General features: G+C 35.6%; 5 protein-coding genes. 3 read left to right on the forward strand and 2 right to left on the reverse strand.

The genetic code is table 11. The features are described 5' to 3' along the window. The 3 genes from DW862_RS26185 to DW862_RS17790 all read left to right on the forward strand — a co-directional run. A partial coding sequence (locus DW862_RS26185; protein WP_120069651.1) for a hypothetical protein occupies positions 1-352 on the forward strand: 352 nt, incomplete at its 5' end. 24 nt (positions 353-376) lie between these two features. Further along, a complete protein-coding gene (locus DW862_RS17785; protein ID WP_242398123.1) occupies positions 377-787 on the forward strand; it encodes a hypothetical protein in 411 nt (136 codons plus the stop codon). Between the two features lie 16 nt (positions 788-803). Further along, a complete protein-coding gene (locus DW862_RS17790) occupies positions 804-1,334 on the forward strand; it encodes a DUF4376 domain-containing protein (protein WP_120069655.1) in 531 nt (176 codons plus the stop codon). Here the strand turns inward: DW862_RS17790 and DW862_RS17795 are convergent. Together DW862_RS17795 and DW862_RS26425 are read right to left on the reverse strand one after the other, a co-directional pair. After that, positions 1,304-1,834, reverse strand: coding sequence for a DUF4376 domain-containing protein (locus DW862_RS17795; RefSeq protein WP_120069658.1), 531 nt, complete (start codon positions 1,832-1,834; stop codon positions 1,304-1,306). The two genes, DW862_RS17790 and DW862_RS17795, sit on opposite strands and share 31 nt — an antisense overlap. Positions 1,835-1,850: 16 nt before the next feature. Beyond that, positions 1,851-2,190: hypothetical protein (locus DW862_RS26425; RefSeq protein WP_118299864.1), on the reverse strand; the 340-nt coding region annotated here is incomplete at its 5' end.

The raw sequence follows: 2,190 nt of genomic DNA on the forward strand, positions 1-2,190 counted from the left end.
AAGTTCTCTCGGGACAAATTGTGCGTTAAAAGATTTTTCCAATGTTACGACAAAGGACCTCGGACAAAATGGATATTATAAGCTACCAGATGGTCTATTGATTCAGTGGGGATATGGTGGTGGGTATTCAGGGGCTACTAATTATTTTTTTTCTACGTCTTTTTTAAACACTTACTATTCAATATCAATGTGTGCAGAATATGCCGTTACTGCTGAATCCGTCGTTTTATGCCCTTATATTAACACTAAAGCTACTACTTATTTCAAAGGCGGTATGACATATACAAGTGGTAATGTAGTATATCCTACTTCTTGGAAATTCTTTTGGATAGCTATAGGTCGTTGGAAATAGAAATATTATAACATAAATTTGATTATGGATAGATTTAGTAGAAAATTGGTATTACTTTTATTGCTTGTAATTTGGCAAAGTTCTCTCGGGACTACGTATGCTTTAGCTGATCTATCGAACGCAATGAGCGTAAACCTATCCTTGAACGGTTATGCAAAATTCAATAATGGATTACTTGTACAATGGGGCAGAGTTGGAGGTTCATCTACAGCTTCGTATAGTGTGACTATGCCTACATCTTTTTATAATACTGAATATAAAATATTTGCAACTGTATATAAGCCTAGTAGTGACTCCGCCGTATATTCATCATCTCCTTTGGCAATAAATAAAACAGTTAGTAGATTTTATTTGAATAGAAATTATGCAAGTGGGGGTACTACTGGATTATCACAAGAATCATGGGACTGGTTTGCGATCGGGCGTTGGAAATAACTAAAAAACAAATATTATGAAGTATTGGAAAAATGGATTCTACGATGAACCGGTAGACGGTTCAGTAGAAATAACGGATGAGCATTACAATCAGCTATTAGATGGGCAGTCTAACGGTTTACTGATAGTTGAAAGTAAGAATGGATACCCGATTTTGGTAGAATATGAGTACGACATCGAAGAAGTGCGAAAAATGAAAATATCTGAAATACAGATATTTGACAAATCGACCGATGTCAATTCTTTTGAAATTGAAGGGGAAAGTATGTGGTTAGATAAATCCACACGTGTTGGATTATTTAACTCAATTTCGATTGAGAAAAATGCTGGTAAATCAGATACCGTGTTGTGGTATGATGCTATAAAGTATATCATTCCAATTTCTGACGCTTTATCAATGCTGAATGAGATTGAAATGTATGCATTGAACTGCTACAATGTAACACAATCGCACATCGCAGCAGTCAAATCATTGCAGACTATTGAGGAAATCGAAAACTACGATTATACGATAGGTTATCCGGCAAAGTTGAGCTTTCCGGGATAACCAGTTTTGAAGTTGTATGCTTCAATTTCTTCTTTTGTTTCTAATTGATTGATAGCGTTGATATGCCTTTGTGTTGTGTCATAGCACACAAGGGCATATAATTCTAGTTGTTGCAGCATATTAACGGCCTTCTCGATAGAGAGAATAAACTGCGTATCACCTAGCCAAATACTTGTTTCAGATCGTCCAGTTTCTCTTTCAATACTAATTGAGTTCATAAGCCCTACACGAGTATTCTTATTCAGCCATCCAAATACTCCGTTTATACTGAATTGATTCACTGCTTCAGATGAATCGAACAATCGTAATTCATCAAGTTTTTGCGCTCTGGTTTCTTCGATAGTAGCCTCGTGCACAACTAAAATAGGATATCCTTTTTTGCTTTCAGTTATTATCAAGCCGGTAGATTGACCAGCCAGTAACTCTTGATAATATTCATCCGTAATTTCTACCGAACCGTCTACCGGTTCGTCATAAAATCCATTTTTCCAATACTTCATGATATTTGTTTTTAAATTATTTCCATTTACCTATTGCAAACCAAGTAAACTGCCAACCTGTCCAAGCTATTTCTCCTCCGCTTGCTATATACCTTGTACCTACTTTAAATGAAGAAACTGTTTTAGTATATATTGTTGGAGCATACACTATAATCTCTGTTGTATTAGCTGATACTCCCGTTAGTTGTACGATATAATTCGTATCATAGAAACTTGTAGGTAGATATAATGAGGAGAATCCTACAGCTCCAGCCTTTACTCCCCACTGGATTAATAGACCATTATTGAACTTAATATATGAATTTTGTCCGAAACTTTGACCAGATGATTGAATTGCATTAGTTCCGAGAGAACTT

The organism is Bacteroides sp. AM37-9 (assembly GCF_003603455.1).
Lineage (GTDB): Bacteria > Bacteroidota > Bacteroidia > Bacteroidales > Bacteroidaceae > Bacteroides > Bacteroides xylanisolvens.

What these genes read in the sequence shown, in the direction of transcription:
- DW862_RS17790 (WP_120069655.1), top strand. Translation starts at nt 804, where the DNA reads ATGAAGTATTGGAAAAATGGATTCTACGATGAACCGGTAGACGGTTCA.
- DW862_RS17795 (WP_120069658.1), bottom strand. Translation starts at nt 1,834, where the DNA reads ATGAAGTATTGGAAAAATGGATTTTATGACGAACCGGTAGACGGTTCG.
- DW862_RS17785 (WP_242398123.1), top strand. Translation starts at nt 377, where the DNA reads ATGGATAGATTTAGTAGAAAATTGGTATTACTTTTATTGCTTGTAATT.